A 25349-nucleotide genomic window follows, 5' to 3' on the forward strand; every position below is an offset into this window, starting at 1 on the left:
GAGACCCTGGCCATGTCCCTGGGATTCGACTACCTCAATGCCATGCTCGAGGACGACCGTGAAAAGGGCATCTATCGCTGCAAGCGCGAGATGTTCACCGACCCACGCCTGTTCGACCTGGAGATGAAACACATCTTCGAGGGCAACTGGATCTACCTGGCCCACGAAAGCCAGATCCCCGAGAAGAATGACTTCCTCACCCTGACCATGGGGCGCCAGCCGATTTTCATCGCGCGCAACAAGGACGGTGAGCTCAATGCCTTCCTCAACGCCTGCAGCCATCGCGGTGCCATGCTGTGCCGGCACAAGCGCGGCAACCGCTCCAGCTATACCTGCCCGTTCCACGGCTGGACGTTCAACAACAGCGGCAAGCTGCTGAAGGTGAAAGACCCGAGCAACGCCGGCTACCCCGACAGCTTCAACTGCGACGGCTCCCACGACCTGACCAAGGTGGCGCGTTTCGAGTCGTACCGGGGCTTTTTGTTTGGCAGCCTGAATGCCGATGTGAAACCGCTGGTCGAACACCTGGGTGAATCGGCCAAGATCATCGACATGATCGTCGATCAGTCACCTGAGGGCCTGGAAGTGCTGCGCGGTGCCAGCTCGTACATTTACGAAGGCAACTGGAAGCTCACCGCCGAAAACGGAGCCGACGGGTACCACGTCAGCTCCGTGCACTGGAACTACGCCGCCACCCAGAACCAGCGCAAGCAGCGCGAGGCGGGCGACGAGATCAAGACCATGAGTGCTGGCGCCTGGGCCAAGCAGGGCGGAGGTTTCTATTCCTTCGACCACGGCCACCTGCTGCTGTGGACCCGTTGGGCCAACCCGGAAGACCGCCCGGCCTATGAGCGCCGCGACCAGCTGGCTGCCGACTACGGCCAGGCGCGTGCCGACTGGATGATCGAGAACTCGCGCAACCTGTGCCTGTACCCGAACGTGTACCTGATGGACCAGTTCAGCTCGCAGATCCGCGTTGCCCGGCCGATTTCGGTGAACAAGACCGAAATCACCATCTACTGCATCGCCCCCAAAGGCGAGAGTGCCGATGCCCGAGCCAAGCGCATCCGCCAGTACGAAGACTTCTTCAACGTCAGCGGCATGGCCACCCCGGACGACCTGGAAGAGTTCCGCTCGTGCCAGACCGGCTATGGCGGCGGCACTGGCTGGAACGACATGTCCCGTGGCGCCAAGCACTGGGTCGAAGGCGCCGATGAGGCAGCCAGGGAGATTGACCTCGAACCCCTGCTGTCTGGCGTGCGTACCGAAGACGAAGGCCTGTTCGTGCTGCAGCACAAGTACTGGCAGGACACCATGATCCAGGCCCTCAAGGACGAACAGCAGCTGATCCCTGTGGAGGCCGTGCAATGAGCCTGTATGAAACCGTGCGCGACTTCCTCTACCGCGAAGCGCGCTACCTGGACGACGCCCAGTGGGACCAGTGGCTGGAACTGTACGCCAGCGATGCCAGCTTCTGGATGCCGAGCTGGGACGATGACGACACCCTCACCGAAGACCCACAAAGCGAAATCTCGCTGATCTGGTACGGCAACCGTGGCGGCCTGGAAGACCGCGTGTTCCGCATCAAGACCGAGCGCTCCAGTGCGACCGTGCCCGACACTCGTACTTCGCACAACATCAGCAACATCGAGATCGTCGAGCAGGCCGAGGGCAGCTGCCAGGTGCGTTTCAACTGGCATACCCTGAGCTTCCGCTACAAGACCACGGACAGTTACTTCGGCACCAGCTTCTACACCCTCGACCTGCGCGGCGAACAGCCGCTGATCAAGGCCAAGAAGGTGGTGCTGAAGAACGACTACGTGCGCCAGGTCATCGACATCTACCACATCTGATACAGGTTTTTGCGAGTACTGCCCGGTGCGTCCTGCGACGCGCCGTGGGCCGGCTCGCCTGCGAGGTGCAACATGAGCTACCAGATCGCACTGAATTTCGAAGACGGGGTTACCCGCTTCATCGAGGCTACCGGCCATGAAACCGTGGCTGACGCTGCCTACCGCCAGGGCATCAACATCCCGCTGGACTGCCGCGACGGCGCTTGCGGTACGTGCAAGTGCAAGGCCGAATCCGGCCGCTATGACCTGGGCGATAACTTCATCGAAGATGCCCTGAACGAAGACGAAATCGCCGAAGGCTACGTACTGACCTGCCAGATGCGGGCTGAAAGCGACTGCGTCATCCGCATCCCTGCTTCGTCGCAGCTGTGCAAGACCGAACAGGCCAGCTTCGAGGCCGCCATCAGCGATGTGCGCCAACTGTCGGCCAGCACCATTGCCCTGTCGATCAAGGGTGAAGCGTTAAGCCGCCTGGCCTTCCTGCCGGGGCAGTACGTCAACCTCAAGGTCCCGGGCAGCGAGCAGAGCCGCGCCTATTCGTTCAGTTCGTTGCAGAAGGGCGGCGAAGTCAGCTTCCTGATCCGCAACGTACCGGGTGGGTTGATGAGCAGCTTCCTGACCAACCTTGCCAAAGCCGGCGACAGCATGAGCCTGGCAGGGCCGCTGGGCAGCTTTTACCTGCGGCCGATCCAGCGCCCGCTGTTGCTTTTGGCTGGCGGTACCGGCCTGGCGCCGTTCACCGCGATGCTGGAGAAAATCGCCGAGCAGGGCAGTGAGCACCCGCTGCACCTGATCTATGGCGTGACCAACGACTTCGACCTGGTCGAGCTCGACCGCCTGCAAGCGCTGGCGGCGCGCATCCCCAACTTTACCTACAGCGCTTGTGTGGCCAACCCGGACAGCCAGTACCCACAAAAGGGCTACGTGACCCAGCACATCGAGCCACGCCACCTCAACGACGGCGATGTGGACCTGTACCTGTGCGGGCCACCGCCGATGGTCGAGGCGGTCAGCCAGTACGTGCGCGAGCAGGGTATTACCCCGGCCAACTTCTACTACGAGAAGTTTGCGGCGGCGGCCTGACAGCCCCTCTGATTCAAAGCAATACGCCGACCCTGTGGGAGCGGGCGAGCCCGCGAAGCAGGCAGCGCGGTGGATGGCACGGGCTTCGCCCGTGTTCGCGGGCATGCCCGCTCCCACAGTGATCGCGCAGCCTTTTCGGCTTTGAGCAAGACAATTGCTGCCACAGGGTCTCTCGCGAACTGGAGATTTGCATATGAACAACAGATTCCAAGGCAAGGTTGCCCTGGTCACCGGTGCCGCTCAAGGCATCGGCCGGGGCGTGTGCTGGCGGCTGAAGGCCGAAGGCGCGCAAGTGGTGGCGGTAGACCGTTCCGAACTGGTCCACGAACTGGCCGGCGAAGGCATGCTCACCCTCACCGCCGACCTGGAGCAACACACCGATTGCGCCCGGGTCATGGCCAGTGCGGTGGAAACCTTCGGCCGCCTCGACATCTTGGTGAACAACGTCGGTGGCACCATCTGGGCCAAGCCTTTCGAGCACTACGAAGTCGAGCAGATCGAGGCCGAAGTGCGCCGTTCGCTGTTCCCCACCCTGTGGTGCTGCCATGCCGCGCTGCCGTACATGCTTGAGCGCGGCAGCGGCGCCATCGTCAACGTTTCATCCATCGCCACCCGTGGCGTCAACCGGGTGCCTTATGGCGCAGCCAAGGGCGGCGTCAACGCGCTTACCGCATGCCTGGCCTTCGAAACTGCAGGGCGCGGCATCCGTGTCAACGCCACTGCGCCCGGCGGCACCGAAGCGCCACCCCGGCGTGTGCCACGCAACAGCGCCGAGCAAAGCGAACAGGAAAAACGCTGGTACCAGCAGATCGTCGACCAGACCCTCGACAGCAGCCTGATGCACCGCTACGGCAGCATCGACGAGCAGGTGGGGGCGATCCTGTTCCTCGCTTCCGACGAGGCCTCTTACATCACCGGCGTGACCCTGCCGGTAGGGGGCGGCGACCTCGGCTGAGCAACACCCCAAGGCAACAGCTTTCCATCACAACAAAAACAAGAGCGACAGATGCCATGCGAACCCTTGACGTACACCCGATCATCGATAACGCGCGCTTTACCCCGTTTCACTGGATGGTCATGGCCTGGTGCGGCCTGTTGTTGATCTTCGACGGCTATGACCTGTTCATCTACGGCGTGGTACTGCCGGTGATCATGAAAGAGTGGGGCCTGACCCCGTTGCAGGCCGGCGCGCTGGGCAGTTACGCGCTGTTCGGCATGATGTTCGGCGCCCTGGCGTTCGGCAGCCTGGCCGACCGCATCGGGCGCAAGAAGGGCATTGCCATCTGTTTCGCCTTGTTCTCGGTGGCGACCATCCTCAATGGTTTTGCCAGCAGCCCGAGCGAGTTTGGCATCTACCGCTTCATTGCCGGCCTGGGCTGTGGCGGCCTGATGCCCAACGCTGTGGCGCTGATGAACGAGTACGCGCCCAAGCGCTTGCGCAGCACGCTGGTCGCCATCATGTTCAGCGGCTATTCGCTGGGCGGCATGCTGTCGGCGGGCGTCGGTATTTTCATGCTGCCGCGTTTCGGCTGGGAGTCGATGTTCTTCGCAGCTGCTGTACCACTGCTGCTGTTGCCGGTGATCCTCTACTACCTGCCAGAGTCCATTGGTTTTCTGGTGCGCAAGGGGCGTACCGAGGAAGCGCGGGCGTTGCTCAAACGACTCGACCCGCAATGCGACGTGCAGGCCGATGACGTGCTGCAGGCGGCTGACCGTAAAGCGGGTGGCGGGGCGTCAGTGCTGGAGCTATTCCGCAACGGCCTCGCCATCCGCACCCTGGCACTGTGGCTGGCGTTCTTCTGCTGCCTGCTGATGGTTTATGCACTCAGCTCCTGGCTGCCGAAACTGATGGCCAACGCTGGCTACAGCCTGGGTTCCAGCCTGTCGTTCCTGCTGGCGTTGAACTTCGGCGGCATGGCTGGGGCCATCCTCGGCGGCTGGCTGGGTGATCGCTACAACCTGGTCAAGGTAAAGGTGGCGTTCTTCATTGCCGCCGCGCTGTCGATCAGCTTGCTGGGCGTCAATAGCCCGATGCCGGTGCTGTACCTGCTGATCTTCATTGCCGGCGCCACCACCATTGGTACGCAGATCCTGCTGTATGCCGGCGCCGCGCAAATGTATGGGCTGTCGGTGCGTTCCACGGGGCTTGGCTGGGCCTCGGGTATCGGCCGCAACGGCGCCATCGTCGGCCCCTTGCTGGGCGGCGCACTGATGGGCATCAACCTGCCCCTGCAACTCAACTTCATCGCCTTCGCCATCCCTGGCGCGATTGCCGCACTGGCCATGGCCGTGCACCTGGCCAGCGGCCGTCGGCAGGCCCGGGCCATCGCGGCGCAGGCATGACCCGAAAAGAACAAGACCAGGATACACCGCGTTGGCTTCTTCGCGGGCTTGCCCGCTCCCACAAGGATTGCGCGCAGTCGGTGCACTGCACTGGACCTGTGGGAGCGGGCACGCCCACGAAGAAGCCAACACAGAACAAGAGCCAGCCACAAAGACCGGCCACTGCCTTGCGGGATGCGCCATGAAAACCCTGATCAATGACAGCTCACTGTCCGCCATTGTCGCGGGCTGCATCGCCACGATGATCTCCTACGCCGGCCCGCTGGTGATCATTTTCCACGCCGCCGAAGCGGCCGGGCTTTCTCACCAGCAGTTGTCATCCTGGGTCTGGGCCGTGTCCATGGGCAGTGCCGTGCTTGGTGCGCTGCTCAGTTTGCGCTACCGCGTGCCGGTAGTGATCGCCTGGTCGATCCCAGGCTCCGCGCTGCTGGTCACTGCCTTGCCGCAACTCGGCCTGGAACAGGCCGTAGGTGCCTACCTGGTGGCCAACCTGCTCCTGCTGCTGATCGGCATCAGCGGGGCCTTCGACCGCATCATCGCGCGCTTGCCGGGGTCCATCGCCGCTGGCATGCAGGCTGGCATCCTGTTCGGTTTTGGTATCGAAGTGTTCCGCGCCTTGCCAGTGCAGCCGTTGCTGGTACTGGCGATGTTCGTCACCTACGTGCTGATGCGCCGGGTTCAGCCCCGTTACGCAGTGGCTGCGGTGCTGTGCGTGGGCTCCCTGGTGACCCTGGCCAGCGGTGCGTTCCGTAGCGAGGCGCTGGTGCTGGAACTGGCTTCGCCGCAGTGGATCACCCCTCAGTTCAGCCTGCCAGCGGTATTCAGCCTGGCGCTGCCGATGGTGCTGGTGGCGCTGACCGGGCAGTTCATGCCGGGCATGGCGGTGCTGCGCAATGCGGGTTACGCCACACCGGCCAGCCCGTTGATCAGCGCCAGTGCCCTGGCCGGTGCCGTGCTAGCGCCATTCGGCTGCCACGGGCTGAACCTGGCGGCGGTTACCGCCAGCCTGTGCACGGGCCATGAGGCCCACGAAAACCCACGACGGCGCTATGTGGCGGCAGTGGCTGGCAGCACGCTGTACCTGCTGCTGGGCATTGCCGGTGCCACGCTGATGTCGCTCTTCGCAGCCTTTCCCGCCGCACTGATCGCGGCCCTGGCCGGGCTGGCCCTGTACGGCGCCATGAGCGAGGCGCTGGCCCGCAGCCTGGCGGAACCGGCCGAGCGCGATGCAGGCCTGTTCACCTTCCTGGTCACCGCTTCGGGGGTCGCCTTCCTTGGCCTGTCGGCAGCGTTCTGGGGGCTGCTGTTCGGCCTGCTGGCCCATGCACTGCTCAGGCTGCGCCAGCCGCTTGCCGGGGAGGTGCTGCGCCGCACCAGATGAACTGCCGTGTTCCCAACGCTTTATCCATAAAAACAAGATCAAGAGAGCTTCGGAATGAACAACACCCCTTGCGTAGCCCTGGGCCTGACTTTGCTCAGCCAACCATTACTGGCCGCCGAAGGCGGTTTCTTCGAGGATTCGAAGGCCACCCTGAGCGCCCGCAACTATTACTTCAGCCGTGATTTTTCCGACATTGTCGGGGCCAACAAGCAGTCCAAGGCCGAGGAGTGGGCGCAGGGCTTCATCCTCGACTTCAAGTCCGGTTACACGCCCGGTACGGTGGGCTTTGGCATGGACGCCCTGGGCCTGCTGGGCATCAAGCTCGACAGCAGCCCCGACCGCACCAACACCGGCCTGCTGCCGGTGCATGGCGACGGCCGTGCTGCCGACGAGTACAGCCGACTTGCGCCCACCTTCAAGGCCCGCCTGTCGAAGACCGAACTGCGCGTCGGTGAACTGCAACCGAACCTTCCGGTACTGACCTTCAGCGACATCCGCCTGCTGCCGCCGACCTACCAGGGCGCCAGCGTGAGCTCGTCTGAAATTGACGGGCTGACCGTGCAGGCCGGGCATCTGAAAAGCACCCACCTGCGCAACGAAGGCGGCGACGGCAAGATGAACGCGATGCTCGGCCATGTGCCGATGCGCCAGGCCGAGAGCGATGCCTTTAACTACGTGGGCGGGGACTATGCGTTCAATGCCAACCAGAGCAGCGTCAGCCTGTGGTACGGGCAACTGGAGGATATCTACGAACAGGGCTTTGTCGGCCTCAAGCACAGCAAGCCAGTGGGCGATTGGGTGCTCAGTGCCAATCTGGGCTACTTCACCGCGCGTGAGGATGGCGAGGCGTTGCTGGGCAACATCGACAACCAGGCGTTCTTCTCGATGTTCACCGCCCGGCATGGCGGACACAGCTTCCATGCGGGCTACCAGGGCATCTATGGCGACAGCCCGTTCCCACGGGTGTTCGCCAATATTTCGCCGCTGGGTAACGAGGTGCCGACCTATGAATTCGCTTACACAGACGAACGCTCGTACCAGGTGCGCTACGACTACAACTTCGCCGCCATGGGCGTGCCAGGCCTGACGGCGACCGTGCGCTACATCACCGGTAACAATGTCGATACCGGGCTGGGCTATGAAGGCCGTGATCGCGAGCGCGACCTGGACATCGGTTATGCGGTACAGAGCGGGGTACTGAAAGGGCTGGGGATTCGGGTGAGGAACGCCATGGCACGTTCCAATTACCGCAGCGATATCGACGAGAACCGGCTTACCCTGGTGTACACCTGGCAGTTGTTCTGAAAGGTATACACAAAATCACGAGCATTTCGCCGCTACTACACAGGAATTGCGTATCGGCACAGGTTGGGGGTAGCTTTCAGGAACCACCTTTCAGGGATGCTATCCGTGGACTCCATTACCCAGGCCGTACTCGGCGCTGCCCTGCAAGGCACCGTGCTTGGCCGCATCCAGGGCCGCCGCTCATTGTTGTATGGCGCCGCCCTGGGCACGCTGCCCGACCTCGATGTGATCATCCGCTATGCAGACCCTGTGTCGCAGATGACCTACCATCGCGGCTTCTCGCACTCGCTGTTCGTGCTCACCGGGCTGGCTTTGCTGCTGGCCTGGCTGGTCAATAAATGCTGGCCCGGCAAAGGCTACACCTTGCCCAGGCTGTTCCTTGCTTTCTGGCTGGTACTCGTCACCCACCCGTTGCTGGATGCCTTTACGGTGTACGGCACGCAACTGTTCTGGCCACTGCAACCCACCCCCCAAAGCTGGGCCGCAGTGTTCATTATTGATCCGGTCTATACCTTGCCACTGCTGGCGGCGGTCATCTACACAAGCATCAAGGGCGTTACCGGCCGGGCTACACGCCTGTTGACCCTTGCACTGGTGTTCAGTACCGCTTACCTGGGTTTCGGCCTTGCCGGGCGCATGGCAGCCGAGCAACGCTTCCAGGCGGCACTGGACCAGCAAGGCATCGTCGTGAGCGAGGTTCGCGCCGTGCCTATCGCGTTCAACAGCCTGGTCTGGCGGGTAATGGCCAAGACCCAAAATGGTGACTACTACGAAGGCATCAGCAGCGGGTTCGACCGGCAGGCGCCGGAAATGCAACGCTTGCCGCGTAACCTGGAACTGGCAAACGCGCTGGCAGGCGACCCTTTGCACCAGCGCTTGCGCTGGTTCACCGGCGACTGGCTGCGGTATGACCAGATAGGCGATGCGCTGGTGGTCACCGACCTGCGCATGGGCATCCCGGGCAACTATACCTTCCGTTTCAACATGGCGCACCGCGACACCCAGGGCCACTGGATTGTCGATGTGCCTTCGGCGTGGGACGGCGCCGGGCCCGGGTCAATGTTCAACGGCAATGACCTGGTGTTGATCTGGCGTCGTATCGTCGACCAGCAGCCACCTTTGCCCCTGGCTGCCTGGACCGACCGGTACCTGGGGGCAGGTGCGGTCGAGCGCGGGCACTGAGGCATGCGTTCGGCCGGGCTGGACCTGGTCAAATGGACAGCGATGCTGACCATGGTTGCCGACCACCTGCGCTTCATATGGCCTGAGGCCGAGGGTTTGTTCGTGCTCGGCCGCCTGGCGTTTCCGCTGTTTTGCCTGGCCATTGCGGTGAATGTGGGGCGCGCCAGGGCAGAGCTGTTCCATACCCGCGCCAATCTGCGCTATCTGTCGCTGATGCTGCTGTTCGCGGTGCTCTCGGAGCCTGCCTATCGTTGGCTGGACAGTGGTTTGCAGACGTTCAGTGTAATGCCGACACTGGTACTGGGATTGCTGGTTGCCTGGGGTGTGCACCACCCATTGCGGTCGGCGCGAGTGCTTGGCCTTGCAGGCCTGCTGGCGGGGTGGTTGTTCAGTGATCAATTGATGTACGGGCTGGCGGGGGTGTTGCTACCTGGCGCCTGGCTGGTGGCACGCAGGCAGGGCGGATTGGCCTGGTTGCTACCCTGCCTCATGGCCATTGGTGGCAACCTGACCAACAACTGGCTGCGCGAGCACTTTCTGGCACCCATTACCCTGCTGACGCTGTTTGCTGCTGTGCTGGCAGTGCCTGTCGGGTGGCTGTTGTTGCGCCATGATGCTTGGCAGGTACCTGCCGTAGGGCGGTGGGGATACCTGTTCTATCCCGTGCATCTGCTCGTGATCAAAGGCTTGTCGTGAGGCTTGCCGTTCCTGGCGCTTGCAATTCACAGATCCAGACCCATCTAAACCGGCCGCATCACACTCAGGAACCGTCCATGGAACCCAACCGCTTCGGCGATATCGCCGCCTTCGTCAGCGCCGCCAAGGCCGGCAGCTTCACTGCCGCCGCCGCAAGCCTGGGCCTGACCCGGTCGGCGGTGGGCAAGAGCATTGCTCGGCTGGAGGCCCGCATGGCGGTGCGTTTGCTCAATCGCACCACGCGCAAGCTGAGCCTGACCGATGAAGGCCTGGTGGCATTCGATCGCTGGCGACAGATACTGGATGACCTGGACGAGGTGGAAAGTGCCATGGCCCAGCGCCGCGGCAAGCCCATCGGTACCTTGCGCCTGACTGCGCCGCTGTCGCTCGGCCAGCGCCATGTGCTGCCGGTGCTGGATCAGTACCTCAAGCAGTGGCCTGAACTGCGCGCAGACATCCGCTTCACCGACCGTTTCGTCGACTTGGTCGAGGAAGGCGTGGACGTTGCGGTGCGTATCGGCGCACCCAAGGAAGACTCGCAGCTGTTGACCCGCACGGTGGCCTGGCAGCAGTTTGTCACCTGCGCTTCGCCCGCGTACCTCGAAGCGCGAGGTATTCCCTTGGTGCCTGCCGACCTTTATGGTCACGACAAGATTGCCTTCCTCGCGGGCGAGAAAGCCATGCCTTGGCGCTTTGACACTGAAGCAGGCCTGCACCTGTGCGAAGACCCTGGCCGGTTGAACATCGACAGCTCGGAGGCGATGCTCGACGGCGCCCGGGCCGGCTTCGGGCTGATTCACCTGCCTACCTACATCACCGGTGACGACCTGCGCGCTGGCGCCCTGGTGGAAGTACTGCACGCCTACCGGCCACCGGCGGACCCGATTCGCATCGTGTACCCGAGCAAGCGCCACCTGTCCCCTCGGGTACGCGGTTTCATCGACTTGTTGGTCGCCAGCTGGGAATCGGGCGGGCCTTGGGAGCACTGATTGGGGATTATCAGGCCCCCATGCCGAGCCTGCATCTGGGTTTATCGCTGGCATCGGCGACTTTTTTGTGTACTGGTAAAAGTGTGAGTGGCTAGTTGGCTTCATATCGCCCAAGATGGAGTGTGAAGATGCCAGTCGATCGACTGGCGGCTCAGCTACCCACGTAAACGCACCAGCCAGCATTAGAGGATTTAGAGTATGTCCAACAGACAATCAGGAACGGTCAAGTGGTTCAACGATGAGAAGGGGTTCGGTTTCATCACTCCCGACGGCGGTGGCGACGACCTTTTCGTCCACTTCAAAGCCATTGAATCGGACGGCTTCAAGTCGCTGAAAGAAGGCCAGAAAGTGTCTTTCGTTGCCGAAAAGGGCCAGAAGGGCATGCAGGCTGCGCAAGTGCGCGCCGAGTAAGATGCCTGAGTGACTGGTACGCTAAGGCGTGCCCGGCCACTGGAAAACGGAGCCCCTGGAGGGCTCCGTTTTTTGTGTGCGCCAGGCATGGCGCGTTGCGCGTTAGCGCAACCAGCTGGGCTGTGGTGGCCTCGCTGGTGACTTGGAGGTGAAAGTCCTCTACACACCCGGCAAGGGGAAGTATTAGCTAGAGGCAAGGGTGTCGCAGGCGACTGCGAATCTGAAGGAAGCCCGAGGCAAAATGCTGGCCTGACGAACAGGAAGCGGATAGAGGCGGCGCAGCGGGGTGAGGTGGCACAAATCGCCAAAGCCCAATACTTGCACGGAACGCTGCGACGTAGATCCGACAGGTATAAGCAGGAAGGTCACGCGAATTACCCTGGGAGATCTGCACGTTTGCCACTGTGCTACCGAGCGTCGAGAGGCGACGGGATGAACGTGCAGAAGTCAGCCGAGTCCGTAGTAAGTGGCGGTTAACCGCGTCACCAAGGGCCGAACAGGTTATGCCGCCAGTAGGCGTTACTGTCTCGTTGGTAACCGTAATGCAGAAATTTCCCACAACGGAAACTGTCACCCCGAGTCCCGGCCAGAAGCCGAGGGTGATGCATGACAGTGCAAAGGTATCGACGGCGTCAGTAACGTGGACGAACGCGGAGCCGGACGCGCTGATGGAGCGGGTGCTTGCACCGGCCAACCTCAGACGTGCGTATCAACGCGTGGTCAGCAACAAGGGAGCACCGGGTGCCGATGGCATGACGGTAGCTGACTTGGCGGGCTACGTGAAACAGTATTGGCCAGCCCTCAAGGTCAGGTTGCTGGCCGGTGAATACCATCCCCAAGCAGTGCGAGCGGTTGAAATTCCCAAGCCGCAGGGCGGCACCCGGCAACTGGGTATCCCCAGCGTCGTGGATCGCCTGATACAGCAAGCTCTACAGCAGCAGCTCACGCCCATCTTCGACCCGCTGTTCTCGGACTACAGTTACGGCTTTCGTCCGGGCAGAAGCGCGCATCAAGCCGTCGAGATGGCCCGCACCCATGTGGAGGCGGGCCACCGCTGGTGTGTGGAACTTGATCTGGAAAAATTCTTTGATCGAGTCAACCACGACATCCTGATGGCTTGCTTACAGCGTCGTGTCGAAGACAAGCGAGTGCTCAGGCTGATTCGCCGCTACCTTGAGGCCGGAATCATGTCTGGCGGGATTGTCAGTCAACGGCAGGAGGGGACGCCGCAAGGCGGCCCGCTCTCGCCATTGCTGTCGAATATCCTGCTCGATGAGCTCGATCGTGAGTTGGAGCGGCGAGGCCATCGCTTCGTGCGTTATGCCGATGATGCGAACGTTTATGTGCGCAGTCCCCGGGCAGGCCAGCGGGTGATGGATAGCGTCGAGCGCTTCTTGAGCCAGCGCCTCAAGCTGTCGGTGAATCGAAGGAAGAGTCGAGTGGCAGGGGCCTGGAAGTGTGATTACTTGGGTTATGGCATGAGCTGGCACCAGCAGCCTCGACTGCGTGTGGCGACGATGAGTTTAGGTCGCCTGCGTGATCGACTTGCAGAATTGCTGCGCGTAACTCGGGGCCGCAAGATAGCGAGCGTCATCGAGCGGATAAACCCGGTTCTGCGAGGTTGGGCGAGCTATTTCAAGCTCAGCCAGAGTAAGCGGCCGCTTGAGGAACTGGATGGTTGGGTCAGGCACAAACTTCGTTGCGCCATCTGGCGTCAATGGAAGCGGCCCTCTACGAGGGCACGCAACCTGGTGCGCCTAGGGCTAGGCGAGGAGCGTGCCTGGAAATCAGCCTCCAATGGCCGGGGCCCCTGGTGGAACTAGGGCGCGCCGCATATGAATCAGGCGCTGCCGAAGAAACTATGGGATCGCCTCGGCTTGGTCTCGATACTGGATACGATCAACCGGCTTAGCCGCATAACTTGAACCGCCGTGTACGGAACCGTACGCACGGTGGTGTGAGAGGACGGCGGGTGTGAATCCGCCTCCTACTCGATCTTTCAGATCCAGGGGCAGGATGGCCGTCTGTACCCGGTGAATACCCTGATTATCGGTGAGCCCAAGCTTCACCAGCGCCCATGGCCTGGTGCAGAAACGGATAATCTGTATAGCCTTCGGGCCCATTGGCGTAATCGAACTGTGCCCGATGTTCGTTCAGAGGCGCCTGCACCCGCAGCCGCTGTACCAGGTCCGGGTTGGCAATGTAACTGCGCCCGAACGCTACGGCATCGATCAAACCGCGCCCAATCAAGTCTTCGCCTTTCTCGGCGGTGTAGGCACCCGCAGCAATGATAATCCCCGGATAGGCATCGCGGATCGCCTGGCGGAACTCGTCACGCAGCGGCTTGCCGCCGGCCCAGTCCGGCTCGGACAGGTGCAGGTAGGCGAGGTTGCGCTTGGCCAGTTCGCGGATCAGGTACAGCCCTGCGGCCTCCTGGTCTTCGCCATTGTCCACGCCATTGAACCCGCCCAGCGGGAACACGCGGATACCCACGCGCTCGGCACTCCAGTTGGCAATTGCCGCGTCCACTGCTTCAAGCACGATGCGCGCCCGGTTTTCGACGCTACCGCCGTAGCGGTCCTCGCGCTGGTTGGCGCTCGGGGTAAGGAACTGGTGCAGCAAATACCCGTGGGCAGCGTGCAGTTCGATGAAGTCGAAGCCGGCTTCGCGGGCGTTCACCGCTGCCTGGCCGAAGTCGGCGACGATGCCTGCAATTTCGTTCTCGTTCAGGGCGCGCGGTGCGGAGGTTTCTACACGTACCAGGTTGCCTTGCTCGTCACGCAGGGTGGTACGTGCGCCGGCCGGCAGCGCCGAGGGCGCCACAGGCGCTTCGCCGCCGGGTTGCAACGAGGTGTGCGACACCCGGCCGGTGTGCCACACCTGCACGGCGCTGTGGCCACCGTCGGCATGAATGCCTTCGTTGATGTGCCTCCAGGCGGCAATCTGCTCGGCGCTATGAATACCGGGCGAGCCGGAATAGCCCTTGGCCTGGAAGGAGATCTGGGTGGCTTCGGTGATGATCAGCCCGGCGCTGGCACGCTGGCGGTAATACTCGGCCATCATGGTGGTCGGCACATCGCCCGGCTCGAGGCTGCGCAGGCGGGTGAGGGGGGCCATGAACACCCGATTGGCCAAGGTGAGCGGGCCGATTTGCAGGGGTTGGAAGAGTTTCATTGCAGCTCCAGAGGTGAAAACCAATGGTGCGCACGATACCGAGATGATTGGGGAAAGGGGGGACCGGAAGCCCGGCGCAGGGCTCCCCAATGGCGTTGTCAGTACCGGCCTCTTCGCAGCACAAGGCTGCTCCTACAGGGCTTGTGTTTGCCTTGAAACCATCGCAGATCCTGTGGGAGCGGGTTTACCCGCGAAGAGGCCGGTACGGGAACAATCAGCTACGGGCCAACCGCCCGCTCACATAGTGGGCCACATCATTGAACCCTGGCGTCGACGCATGCCCCGGCGTCACCAGCGAATCGATGAACGCTTCATCCTCCGTCGTGATCTTCACCGCCAATGCACCACCATAGGTATCCCACTGTTCCTCGGTACGCGGCCCGACAATCGCCGAACTCACCCACTGGTTGTTCAACACCCAGGCAATGGCAAACTCGACAATGCCTATACCCTTTGCCTCTACATAAGCCTGGATCTGCCGGGCGATGGCCAACGACTCCTGGCGCCACTCCACCTCCATGATGCGCTTGTCCTGGCGCCCGGCGCGGCTGCCGGCATCGGGCACGGCACCCGGCGCATACTTGCCACTGAGTACGCCCCGGGCCAATGGGCTGAATGGCACCACGCCCAGACCGTGTGCGGCGGCTGCAGCGAGCTGCTCGGGTTCGGCCTGGCGGTTGACGATGTTGTACAGCGGCTGACTGACCACCGGCTTGGGCACACCCAGTCGCTCGGCAACGTGGCAGACCTCGGCAATGCGCCAGCCACGGAAGTTGGACACGCCCCAGTAGCGGATCTTGCCCTGGCGCAGCAGGTCGCCAATGGCCTGTACGGTCTCCTCCAGCGGCACCTTGTGGTCTTCGCGGTGCAGGTAGTAGATATCCAGATAGTCCATGCCCATGCGCGTCAGGGTGGCTTCCAGCGCGTTGAAGATGTGCTTGCGTGACAGCCCGCTGCGGTTCGGCAGGCCGTCGGCCGGGCCGAAGCCGACCTTGCTGGCAACGATCCAGTCCTGGCGATGGCGCGCCACTGCTTCTCCGACGATTTCTTCCGAGCGCCCGGCGTTGTACACGTCGGCGGTGTCGATGAAGTTGATGCCCTGGTCCCAGGCCTTGTCGATGATGCGCAGGGCGTCCTCGGTGCTGGTCTGCTCGCCGAACATCATGCTGCCCAGGGTAAGGGCGGAAACCTGCAGGCCACTGTGGCCGAGAGGGCGGTAGATCATGCGCGTGGGTCCTTTTGCAGTCAGCTGATCTACCTGTTGTACACACAACCGGGGCGCTTTTAAAGGCGGCTGTCAGTCAAGCAGCGTGATCGCCTCCTGCAGGTTCAATGGGCGTTTCAGGCGCTGCGACAGCGCCGCCATGGCATCGGAGTAACCTTTGGCGATGACGGCCTCGACCTGTTCACCCACACACTGAAAGGCAATGAAATCGCCTTTTTCCGGCTCACCGACAAACTCGATCCGGTTCCATTCCCGTGCGTGGCCGAGCACTTCATAGGTTCGGCCGTGCTGGTAGGTCCAGAAGAATGGCACATCGGCGTAGCGGCGCTGCTCGCCGAGCATGTTGGCGGCAGCGATCACCCCGTGTTGCTGGGCCAGGCGCCAGTGCTCGATGCGTACAGGGCGACCCGAGAGCGGGAACGTGGCGATGTCGCCTGCAGCCCACAAACCGTCAGCGGCGCGCATTTCTGCATCGACCCGCAGCGACTTGTCCTCGTTCAACTGCACGCCCTGCAGGAAGGCGGTGGCCGGTATCACGCCGGTGCCCAGCAATACCAGTGGCGTCTCCAGGCGTTCACCGTTGGCCAGCAGCACCGCTTCGACCTTGTCCCGGCCTTCGAACCGCTGGACTTGCGTAGGGCCGTGGAAGGTGACCCCTTTGCGCTCATGCAGTTCGCGGATACTGCGCCCGATGCGATCACCTAACTGCCTGGCAAGCGGGACTTCATGGCGAGTCACCACGTGCACCTGAACGCCGTACCTGCGCAGGGCCGAGGCCGCCTCCAGGCCGATGAAGCCGTCGCCTACGATCACCGCCGGCTGGCCGGGTTCGGCTGCGTCGAGCAGCTGTGCGGCATCCTCCCGCGAGCGCAAGGTGAACACGCCGGGCAAGTCGGCGCCGGGGATATCAGGGCGTAGTGCCTTGCCGCCGCTGGCCAGCAGGCAGGCGTCGTAACCGATCTGCTGGCCATCGACCAGCGTAATCTGGCGTTTCTGGCTGTTCAGGGTGCGCACCTTGCCGTGCTTGCGCTCCAACTGGCCCTTGCGCAGGGCGTCGGCTTCGAGCAACGCCGGTACTTCATCGGGCGTCATCTGCCCTGCAATCACGAATTTGCTCAGCGCGGTGCGGTCGTAGGCCGGCTGGCGCTCCTGGTCGATCCACACCAGCCGGCCAGCGAAGCCATGGGCCAGCAAGGTGGCTACCGCGGCGCTGCCGGCCGCACCAGCGCCGACCACAACGAAGCAGCGGGCATCGCTGTGCCTGGGGGGGGCGATGGCGGGCAGCGGTTGGTCGTCGACCCAGACTTCATCGTCCTTCACCCAGGCCTTGTAGCGGCGCAGGTCAGCCAGCGCCGGGGGTTCGCAGACCACTCCGTCATCGACGGCAAATGCAGCCTTGTGCCAAGGGCAAACCAGCAGGCCGCCGCAGACCAGGCCTTCATCCAGTGGGGCACCTGCGTGGGGGCAGTTGCCTTGGTAGGCATGCACCTGATCGCCCTGGCGAATGAGGATGAGCTCTTCATTGCCGGCCTGGACGCGCAAGGGGCGATGTTCGTCGAGCTGGGCCAGACGGGCCACGGCGTGCTGGGTCATGGAGTTCTCCAAAGGGGCCTTTGGAACCATTTGACGCCTGGGGTAGGGAGGGGATGCGTTGAACCGACGATCGGTGGAGGAGGGAAATGTAGGGTGGCCGGGCGGGCCTCTTCGCGGGTGAAACCGCTCCCACAGGATCACCACAGCCTCGAAGGCTGTGGCATGCCTGTGGGAGCGGGCTTACCCGCGAACAGGCTCAACTGGCACGTGCAGAACTCAGCGCACCCGACCGCGTGACACGCAGGGCCACCAGGCTACCCAGCACGATCAACGCCGCCAGCGAATACAGCGCGGCATCGGTGGAACCGGTCTGGTCCTTGATGAACCCCACCAGGTACGGGCTGAGGAAACCGGCCATCTGGCCCACGGAGTTGATGATCGCCAGCCCGGCAACTGCTGTACCGGCGCTAAGCAGGGCGGTTGGCATCGGCCAGAACATCGGCAGCCCGGTCAGCGCGCCCATGGTGGCGATCGACAGGCCCAGAATGGCGATGGCTGGGTTGCCGGCGAAGTTCACCGCAATCAGCAGGCCAACGGCGCCCATCAGCATCGGCACCACAAGGTGCCAGCGGCGCTCGTTGCGCAGGTCTGCCGAGCGGCCGCAAAGGATCATGAACACACCGGCCAGCAGGTACGGGATGGCGCTGAGCCAGCCGATCAGCAGTGGGTTGTCGAAGCCCATGTTCTTGATGATCGACGGCAACCAGAAGTTGATCGCGTACACGCCACTCTGGATGCAGAAGTAGATGAAGCCAAAGGTCCAGATAAGCGGGTTGGTCAACACGGCGAGCACGCCATCGCCCGTGGTTTTCGGCTTACCCGCAGCGTCGGCTTCGAGGTCGTTGGCGATCAGCTGGCGTTCGGCCGGGGTTAGCCAGGCGGCTTTCTGGTAACCGTCGCTGAGCAGGAACACCGCCAGCACACCCAAGGCAACGGTGGGCAGGCCCTGGATCAGGAACATCCATTGCCAGCCGGCCAGGCCGTGCTGGCCGGCGGCGAAGTGCTGGAGGATCCAGCCGGAGAACGGCCCGCCGAGCAGGCCCGACACCGGGATTGCCGACATGAACAGGGCCATGATGCGGCCGCGACGGGCGGCCGGGAACCAGCGCGAAAGGTACAGTACCACGCCCGGAAAGAAGCCGGCTTCGGCAGCGCCGGTAAGCAGCCGCAGGGCGTAGAACTCGGTGGGAGTTGTGACGAACAGCAGGCAGGTGGACAGGCTGCCCCAGGCAATCATCATCAGCGCAATCCAGCGCCGCGGGCCGAAGCGGTTGAGTGCCAGGTTGCTCGGCAGGCCGCAGAGCACGTAACCGATGAAGAAGATGCCGGCACCAAGGCCGTACACCGTTTCGCTGAATTTCAGGGCGTCGAGCATTTGCAGCTTGGCAAAGCCGACGTTGACGCGGTCCAGGTAGTTGAACAGGTAGCAGATGAAAATGAACGGAATCAGCCGCAGGGTGATGCGCCGGTACAACGCGTTGCGGGTGGTGTCCGAGCCTTGGTCAGGGGCGGGGCTGTGTGCCATGATCGGGTTCTCTTTTGTTATGGTTTTTGCCGCGTCGCCTGTTCCGGCGCTCGCCCTGACGAGTCTCGGGGACTGCGGCTAGCCTGTCTTTGTGCTTTTGCACAGCGCTCGGCCCAGGCTGCTGTGCCCGAGCCCAAAAGCCTAACACCTAAAGGACCACGCAATGTTCGAACTCGACCATGACCTGGCACAGGATATCGTTGACCGGGCCATGGCCATTCTGCCGTGCAACGTCAATGTCATGGACAGCCAGGGCTTGATCCTGGGCAGCGGCGAGCCGGAGCGCATCAACACCCGTCACGAGGGGGCGCAACTGGTTTTGGCCAATGGCCGGATCGTCGAACTGGACACTGACGCGGCCAAGTGCCTGAAGGGTGTGCAGCCCGGGGTGAACCTGCCACTGATGCTTGATGGCCGGCTGATGGGTGTACTGGGCCTGACCGGGGACCCGCAGCAGGTGCGCACCTATGGTGAGCTGGTACGCATGACTGCCGAGATGCTGTTGGCCCAGCGCCATCTACAGGCCGACCAGCAATGGCGAAGGCAGCGCTGTGATGATTTGCTGGCACTGTTGCTGGGCGGCAGCGGTGATTCACCTCGGCTGCTCGACGAAGCCCGGCAATTGGGCCTCAAGCCTCAGCTGCCGCGGGTACCTTGCCTGTTTGAACTGGCCTCGGGGCCACCCGCCGAGGCGTTGTCGGCGTGGTTGATGAGCCGGTACCCGGACAGCTGGTGTGTCAGCCCGGCACGCCAGTCATTGCTGTGGTGCCGGCCGGCCAGCGTGGCACTGGATGAACCGCGCCTGCTGGAGCGCCTGCAACGTCACGGTTGGGACGTGGAGCGGCTGGCCCTGGGCAGTGCCGCGCAGAGCCTGGAGCAGTTGCGCCGGGGTTACCGCCGGGTACGCGATTTGCTGGCCTATGGCCGCGAGGTATTGCCTGCCGAACGCTTGCTCAGCCTGCAGCGCTACCGGCTGCCGGCGCTGCTGTGGCGCCACCGCAATGATGATGCGCTGGATGAGCTGCTGGAGCCGCTGCAGCGCATTCGCGCCAGGGACAACAGCGGCCAGCTGCTCACCACCCTGCGCGCCTGGTGTGCCCATGACGGCCAGAGCCAGGCCTGTGCCGATGCCCTGGGCATCCACCGCAACAGCCTGCGCTACCGCCTGGAGCGGATTGCCGAACTGGGCGAGGTCGACCCGCTACGCATGGAAGGGATGCTTAGCTTGTATCTAGGGTTACAGCTGTTGCCAGCAGCCTGAACTATTCACCTGCACTGGCCCTATCGCCGGCAAGCCAGCTCCCACAGGATGCATGCTGCCCTCAGGGCTGTGTCGCACCTGTGGGAGCTGGCTTGCCGGCGATAGGGCCAGTGCAGGCAAGAAGGCATCCGCCCAAACAACCCGTCCGGCGTTTTGTGCATTTGACCGAGGCCCCGTTGGCGAACAGCTGTCAGCATGCCGCTCATCAGGACAGGAGAATCCCCATGAAGATCGTCATTGCCCCCGACTCGTTCAAGGACAGCCTCGACGCTGCCGGTGTCGCCCGCGCTATCGCCGTGGGCCTGCGCGAGGCGTGGCCGGACGCTGAACTGGTCGAGTGCCCGATGGCCGACGGCGGCGAAGGCACCATGGAGGCGATCCTTGCCGCCAGCCACGGCGAATTGCGCCGCCAGACCGTGCGCGGGCCGCTGGGGCAGAGCGTGGAGGCCGGGTGGGGCTGGTTGCCACAAAGCCGTACGGCAATCATCGAAATGGCCCAGGCCAGTGGCCTGCAACTGGTACCGACCGGCCAGCGCGACGCTTGCCGCAGCAGCACCTGGGGCACAGGCGAGCTGATTGCAGCCGCCTTGGCCGCCGGTGCGCAGCGGGTAGTACTGGCCATCGGTGGCAGCGCCACCAACGATGCCGGCAGCGGCATGTTGCGCGCACTTGGCCTGCGCCTGCTGGACGCTGACGGGCAAGCGCTGGAGGAGGGCGGCCTGGCCCTGGCCAAGCTGGCCCGCATCGACGCCAGCGACCTCGACCCACGGCTCGCCGAAGTGCAATTTGAAGTGGCGGCTGACGTCGACAACCCGCTGTGTGGCGCCAATGGTGCTTCGGCGATCTTCGGCCCGCAGAAGGGGGCCAACCCGCAGCAAGTGCAGGCGCTGGACCAGGCGCTGGGGCATTTTGCCGATATCTGTGCACAGGTGCTGGCTAAGGATGTGCGCGACTACCCAGGTTGCGGCGCTGCCGGTGGCATGGGCTTCGCTGCCCGGGCCTTCATGGGCGCACAGTTCCGCCCTGGGGTGGAGGTAGTGGCCGAGTTGGCCGGCCTCGATGAATTGGTGCAGGGGGCAGATCTGGTGGTGACTGGTGAAGGCCGTTTCGATGCCCAGACACTGCGTGGCAAGACACCGATGGGTGTGGCCCGGGTAGCCAAGCGTCATGGCGTGCCGGTGGTGGTGCTGGCCGGGACCTTGGGTGAGGGTTATCAGCAGTTGTATGCCCATGGGGTCGATGCTGCATTTGCGTTGGCCAGCGGGCCGATGAGCCTGGAGCAGGCTTGTGCCAATGCTGCGCAGTTGCTGCAGGCGCGGGCTTGTGACATTGGTCGGCTGTGGCGCGCTGCAAAGCGAGCATGAACATCGGGTAGGAGCGGCCTTGTGTCGCGAAAGGGCTGCGTAGCAGACCCAGGCGTATTCGCGTCAATGCAGAAATCCTGGGGCTGCTATGCAGCCCTTTCGCGACACAAGGCCGCTCTTACAAAAGCGTCACTCCTGCGTCTCGAACATGGCAATGAAGTTGGCCAGTGCTGGCGAAGCGTTCTGGGCGTTCCATTTCATGTACAGGCCGATCCCGGGTGCGGGTTGCTTATCGATCGGCCGGATCGGGCAAAACTGCACCCGCTCACGCGCAGTGGAACCGACGAACGAGGCCGGCACCAGGGCCACGCCAAAACCACATGCCACCAGGCCCAGCAAAGTGTGAATCTGCGCAGCTTCCTGCACCACCCGGGGGTAAAAACCCGCCGCCTCACACAGCGCAAGCAACTGCGCGTGATAGCCACCGCCCAAGGCTTGCGGGGTGAATACGAAATCCTCATCGGCAAACTCGCGCAGGTCGACTTCCCCCTGTTGCGCTTTCCCGTGGCTGGCGGGCAAGGCCATGACGATCTGTTCATCAAGCAACAACCGTGCTTCAAGGGTGCCAGCCGGCAGCGGCAGCCTGCGCATGAAACCGATATCTGCCTCACCGGCCAGCAAAGCCTTGGCCTGTGACGCCGATGGCATCTCGCGGATGGTTAACTGCACGTTCGGATAAGTCTCGCGAAAACGGCGCAAGCTGCTGAGCAGCGAGTCGTAATAGGCGATGGAAATGGCCGTGATGGTCAGCTTGCCGCTGACCCCCGCAGACACACTGCGGGCGTACTCGATCCCCTGTTCCAGCTCAGCCAGCGTGCGGTAGGCCGTGTCAAGAAACGCCGCACCCGCTGCGGTCAGGCGCACCCCGCGCTTGTTGCGCAGCAGCAGGCTGAAGCCCAGTTTTTCTTCAAGGCGGTTGATCGCCTGGCTCAGCGGTGGTTGCGCCATGTGCAGGCGCTCGGCGGCCTTGTGAAAGTGCAATTCTTCGGCCACAGCGATGAACTGCCTGAGCAAACGTGTTTCGATCATCCACTATTCCTGCAGCGTGGCTACTCGTCGGTGATATCCATGAGATATCAAAGGTGCATGCTTTTAATATTAAGTCATAGATTTGTTTGTTGATATCGTAAAAAGGAGAATTGAAGGTAGCCAGAAATGCCCGTTACAGACCCTTTTCACAATAAAGTTGCGGTCATCACCGGTGCCGCACAAGGCCTGGGCCTGGCCTATGCCATGGCGTTGGCCGAACGTGGTGCGCAGGTCGTCATCAGCGACCTGGGCACCGACCGATCGGGGCAAGGGCAGGACGCTTCGGCACTCGAACACGCACTGACGGCCATGCGTGGCAAAGGCTTTGCGGTGGTTGGGCACGCCGGGCAACTGGAGGACGAGGGCGCCTGCAAGCAACTGGTCGAGTTGGCCATCGAGCAGTTTGGCGCGCTGGATATCCTCATCCACAATGCCGGCTGGGTCGATTACCAGCGTATCGAAGATCATGAATCCGCCTTCCTGCAACGCGCGCTGGGCATCAATGTGCATGCGCCCGTGTGGCTGGCCAAGCATGCCTGGCCCCACCTCAAGCGCTCCGCAGCGCCACGGGTAGTGCTGACCACCTCGGACCGTGCCATGTACCAGCGCTATGCGCAGCCTGGGCTGGTGGCCTATGCCGCCGGCAAGATGGCCCAGGTCGGCATCATGAACGCCCTGAGCATGGAGGGCCAGGAGCACGGCATCCTGGTCAATGCCATATCGCCGGTGGCCAAGACCCGCATGTGGGGCATCAGCCAACCGCCAGAAGAGCTGAAGCCCGAGTGGGTTACGCCTGGCGTGCTGTACCTGGCCAGTGCGCTGTGCCATGACACCGGCTACATCTTGCGCGCCAGCAACGGCCAGTTCACCGCCACCCGCTTCAACGAAAACAGCGGCGTCAGCTACCCCCGTGACCTGGGCCGTGTGCAGGCCGCCGACCTGGCCGAAGTGGCCGAGCGCTGGAACCGCATCAAGGAATGCAACTACGTGCCGGTCAAAGTCGCCAACACGCGCGCGGACCTGGGTGAAAGCCTGGTCTGGGATGAGCGCAGCGGCGCGTTGTACTTCGTCGATATTTCTGGCGGGCGCATCAACTGCCTGACGCCGGATGGCGAAGTTCACAGCCTTTACGCGTCAGCCGCGCGCATTGGCGCCTTGGCGCTGACCGACCGGGGCAACCTGATTTTCACAGAAGATGCCAGCGTGGCCATCTTCGATGTGCCGGCGCGCAAGGTGCTCCAGCATTCTGCATCTGTCCACCCGCGTTCAACCTACCGCTTCAACGACGGCGCTTGCGACCCGCAAGGACGCTTCGTTACCGGGCTGATGGACGAAGCCTTGAGCGGCAATACCGGGGCGCTGTTCCGCTTCGACGGACAGTTGAACGACCAGGTGATCCACGACGACATGGCCTTGCCCACCGGGCTTGCCTGGTCGCAGGACGGCCATACGGTGTACTTCGTCGATTCGGCGGCGCGCGCCATCTACCGCGCCGAGTATCTCGTCGAAGGCCGACTGGGTGCGGTGACGCTGTTTGCCGAAACCCCTGCCGAGCTGGGGCGGCCGGATGGCCTGGCGCTGGACCGCGAAGGCGGGCTGTGGGTGTGCCAGTACCATGGCAGCTGCCTGCTGCGTTACGACCGCCACGGCCACCTGACCGACCAGGTGTTGATGCCGGTACCGTGCCCCACCAGTTGCTGCTTTGGTGGGCCGGGCTTGAACACCTTGTACATCAGCACCGCGCGCTTCGACATGAGCCCTGAAGAGCTGCACCATTACCCCGATGCTGGCGACCTGTATGCCATCCGCCCGGAAACTGGCGGCGTTGCCAGGCTCAGCTTCAAGGAATAAGCCGTTGCATCTGGCTGGCCGGTAAAACGGCCAATTCGCCAAAGCGCTGCGCCGAGTCGATATAGCGCAAGGCCGACTTGGCGTCTTTCCAACCCACGTAGCTCATCAGCGATTTCAGTTCCCAGCCATTGGCGGTTGCCCAGGTGGCGAAGCCACGCCGTAGCGAATGGCCGGTATACAGCGCCGCCGGTACCCCGGCACGCTCCAGCATGCGCCGCAGCAGGCCGACCAGGCTGTTGCTGTTGAGCGCGCTGTCACCGAGGTTGCCCCAGCGGTCGAGCTTGCGGAACACCGGCCCATGGGCAATGCCGGCAACCTCCAGCCATTGCAGGTAGGCCGTGACCGGGCACAAGGCTTTCAGCGCAGGGGTGCGATGTTGCACGCCCAGGGCTTCTCGGTCGCCCTTGCTGCGCGGCAGGAACAACGTGATACCGACACCCGCTTCGGCCTTGATATGTTCGATGCGCAGGCGCGCCAGTTCATCACCACGAAAGCCACGCCAGAAACCCAGCAACAGCAGCGCACTGTCACGGCGGGCCCGGCGCAGGGCGGCCAGGTCGTGATGTTCACGTGCCTGGCGGGCCTCCTCTTCAAAACAGGTCACCGCAGTTTGCAGGTGCTGCAACAACAGCGGGGCTGCCTGCTTGGGCGGCGTCGGGTGCAGGGTGCGGATACCGCGGAGCACCTGCCGCACCAGAGGCGCCTTGGTCGGGTCGGGGAAGCCTTGGGCGACGTGCCATTGGCTGAGCGCAGCCAGGCGCTGGCGCAGGGTGCTGACGGCATGCTGGTCGGCGTGGTCGGCCAGGTAGCGGGCAATGCTCTCGGCAGTGGCAGGGAGAAAACCGCCCCAGTGGGTTTCGAAGTGCTCGATGGCAGCCTGGTAGCTGCGCCGGGTGTTGTCACGGGTGGCGGCGCGAAGGTAGCGCTCGATATCGGTCATGGTACGGGTGTCGATGGGTAATGGGCACACCATAAACCGAATCAAGGGATATTGCATGCCAGCGCGGTCTCTGTAGAGCGGCCTTGCGTCGCGATGGCGCGCGAAGCGGGCCCAGGTTGTCAGCTGGGGGGCAGTGGGGCAGCG

General features: G+C 63.2%; 20 protein-coding genes and 2 pseudogenes. 16 read left to right on the plus strand and 6 right to left on the minus strand.

From position 1 onward, the window contains the following. The first annotated feature begins 12 nt into the window (after positions 1-12). From benA to ltrA, 12 genes and pseudogenes are all read left to right on the plus strand, one after another. Complete coding sequence (gene benA / locus PP4_RS12845; protein WP_041168021.1) at positions 13-1371, plus strand: benzoate 1,2-dioxygenase large subunit; 1359 nt, start codon at positions 13-15, stop codon at positions 1369-1371. Next, a complete protein-coding gene (gene benB / locus PP4_RS12850; protein WP_016499611.1) occupies positions 1368-1853 on the plus strand; it encodes a benzoate 1,2-dioxygenase small subunit in 486 nt (161 codons plus the stop codon). Before benA ends, benB begins: the two co-directional genes overlap by 4 nt. Positions 1854-1925: 72 nt before the next feature. After that, a complete protein-coding gene (gene benC / locus PP4_RS12855; protein WP_016499612.1) occupies positions 1926-2936 on the plus strand; it encodes a benzoate 1,2-dioxygenase electron transfer component BenC in 1011 nt (336 codons plus the stop codon). 193 nt (positions 2937-3129) lie between these two features. Beyond that, the gene (locus PP4_RS12860; RefSeq protein ID WP_016499613.1) at positions 3130-3891 is read left to right on the plus strand and encodes a 1,6-dihydroxycyclohexa-2,4-diene-1-carboxylate dehydrogenase; all 762 of its coding nucleotides are present in this window, start codon (positions 3130-3132) and stop codon (positions 3889-3891) included. Between the two features lie 56 nt (positions 3892-3947). Then, positions 3948-5279 (plus strand): MFS transporter, encoded by a 1332-nt coding sequence (locus PP4_RS12865; protein WP_016499614.1) that lies wholly within the window; start codon positions 3948-3950, stop codon positions 5277-5279. 181 nt (positions 5280-5460) lie between these two features. Next, positions 5461-6660, plus strand: coding sequence for a benzoate/H(+) symporter BenE family transporter (locus PP4_RS12870; RefSeq protein ID WP_016499615.1), 1200 nt, complete (start codon positions 5461-5463; stop codon positions 6658-6660). Between the two features lie 54 nt (positions 6661-6714). After that, the gene (locus PP4_RS12875; RefSeq protein ID WP_016499616.1) at positions 6715-7965 is read left to right on the plus strand and encodes an OprD family porin; all 1251 of its coding nucleotides are present in this window, start codon (positions 6715-6717) and stop codon (positions 7963-7965) included. A 105-nt stretch (positions 7966-8070) separates the two neighbouring features. After that, entirely contained in the window at positions 8071-9147 is a 1077-nt protein-coding gene (locus PP4_RS12880) for a metal-dependent hydrolase (protein ID WP_041168022.1), read from the plus strand. 3 nt (positions 9148-9150) lie between these two features. Beyond that, positions 9151-9843, plus strand: coding sequence for a TraX family protein (locus PP4_RS12885; RefSeq protein ID WP_016499618.1), 693 nt, complete (start codon positions 9151-9153; stop codon positions 9841-9843). Between the two features lie 77 nt (positions 9844-9920). Next, complete coding sequence (locus PP4_RS12890) at positions 9921-10832, plus strand: LysR family transcriptional regulator (RefSeq protein WP_016499619.1); 912 nt, start codon at positions 9921-9923, stop codon at positions 10830-10832. 198 nt (positions 10833-11030) lie between these two features. Further along, positions 11031-11243, plus strand: a complete 213-nt coding sequence (locus tag PP4_RS12895) for a cold-shock protein (RefSeq protein ID WP_016499620.1) — start codon at positions 11031-11033, stop codon at positions 11241-11243. Positions 11244-11746: 503 nt separating this feature from the next. Next, positions 11747-13168, plus strand: a pseudogene (gene ltrA / locus PP4_RS12900) (group II intron reverse transcriptase/maturase). A 121-nt stretch (positions 13169-13289) separates the two neighbouring features. Here ltrA and nemA read toward each other — a convergent pair. The 4 genes from nemA to PP4_RS12920 all read right to left on the minus strand — a co-directional run bounded on the left by nemA (position 13290) and on the right by PP4_RS12920 (position 18760). Next, positions 13290-14417, minus strand: a complete 1128-nt coding sequence (gene nemA / locus PP4_RS12905) for an alkene reductase (RefSeq protein ID WP_016499622.1) — start codon at positions 14415-14417, stop codon at positions 13290-13292. A 214-nt stretch (positions 14418-14631) separates the two neighbouring features. Continuing rightward, the gene (locus tag PP4_RS12910) at positions 14632-15642 is read right to left on the minus strand and encodes an aldo/keto reductase (RefSeq protein ID WP_016499623.1); all 1011 of its coding nucleotides are present in this window, start codon (positions 15640-15642) and stop codon (positions 14632-14634) included. 72 nt (positions 15643-15714) lie between these two features. Beyond that, positions 15715-17235, minus strand: a complete 1521-nt coding sequence (locus tag PP4_RS12915; RefSeq protein WP_016499624.1) for an FAD-dependent oxidoreductase — start codon at positions 17233-17235, stop codon at positions 15715-15717. A gap of 196 nt (positions 17236-17431) precedes the next feature. Further along, positions 17432-18760 (minus strand): MFS transporter, encoded by a 1329-nt coding sequence (locus tag PP4_RS12920; protein WP_016499625.1) that lies wholly within the window; start codon positions 18758-18760, stop codon positions 17432-17434. A 163-nt stretch (positions 18761-18923) separates the two neighbouring features. Here PP4_RS12920 and PP4_RS12925 point away from each other — a divergent pair, with 163 nt between their 5' ends. After that, positions 18924-20021 (plus strand): sugar diacid recognition domain-containing protein, encoded by a 1098-nt coding sequence (locus tag PP4_RS12925; RefSeq protein ID WP_016499626.1) that lies wholly within the window; start codon positions 18924-18926, stop codon positions 20019-20021. A gap of 224 nt (positions 20022-20245) precedes the next feature. After that, positions 20246-21385: a glycerate kinase gene (locus PP4_RS12930; protein ID WP_016499627.1), complete on the plus strand. Its 1140-nt coding sequence runs from the start codon at positions 20246-20248 to the stop codon at positions 21383-21385. A 129-nt stretch (positions 21386-21514) separates the two neighbouring features. Here the strand turns inward: PP4_RS12930 and PP4_RS12935 are convergent, their stop codons facing one another. After that, positions 21515-22414 (minus strand): LysR family transcriptional regulator, encoded by a 900-nt coding sequence (locus PP4_RS12935; protein ID WP_016499628.1) that lies wholly within the window; start codon positions 22412-22414, stop codon positions 21515-21517. 204 nt (positions 22415-22618) lie between these two features. Between PP4_RS12935 and PP4_RS29520 the strand changes: the two are divergent. Then, positions 22619-23110 (plus strand): annotated as a pseudogene (locus tag PP4_RS29520) (SDR family NAD(P)-dependent oxidoreductase); the annotation flags it as partial. Between the two features lie 45 nt (positions 23111-23155). Further along, on the plus strand, positions 23156-24265 hold the full coding sequence (locus PP4_RS29525; RefSeq protein ID WP_231859030.1) for an SMP-30/gluconolactonase/LRE family protein: 1110 nt from the start codon (positions 23156-23158) through the stop codon (positions 24263-24265). On the opposite strand, the gene PP4_RS12945 is transcribed toward PP4_RS29525, so the two are convergent. Beyond that, a complete protein-coding gene (locus PP4_RS12945; protein ID WP_041168023.1) occupies positions 24255-25205 on the minus strand; it encodes a site-specific integrase in 951 nt (316 codons plus the stop codon). The genes PP4_RS29525 and PP4_RS12945 overlap by 11 nt on opposite strands. Between the last annotated feature and the right edge of the window lie 144 nt (positions 25206-25349).

This window comes from Pseudomonas putida NBRC 14164 (assembly GCF_000412675.1).
GTDB classification, from domain to species: Bacteria; Pseudomonadota; Gammaproteobacteria; order Pseudomonadales; family Pseudomonadaceae; genus Aquipseudomonas; species Aquipseudomonas putida.